Genomic DNA, 244 nt, shown 5'->3' with positions numbered 1-244 from the left:
CACCTGCATGCCCCGGGCCGACGAATCTGAGGAAATGGGCTGACATGGTTTTCTCCACAATTATCAATTTCGACAGCTTCAGCCAATTGGTGCCGCTAGTCCGCGGATCGATCATTGCCGGGATCATCCTCGGTGTGCTTGCAGGCCTTATCGGCCCGATGATCCATGCTCGAGATCTAGCCTTCGCTATCCACGGCACGTCGGAGCTTTCCTTCGCAGGTGCTGCGGTGGCCCTGTTCTTCGG

The 244-nt window shown here is 57.4% G+C and carries 1 pseudogene; it reads left to right on the top strand.

The features are described from left to right. Positions 1-44: 44 nt before the first annotated feature. Positions 45-244, top strand: a pseudogene (locus tag ACTT8P_RS38695) (metal ABC transporter permease); the annotation flags it as partial.

Source organism: Streptomyces sp. JW3 (assembly GCF_052216785.1).
Lineage (GTDB): Bacteria > Actinomycetota > Actinomycetes > Streptomycetales > Streptomycetaceae > Streptomyces.
Note: the sequence above shows the minus strand (reverse complement) of the source record. Positions and strands in the feature narration are given on the sequence as shown.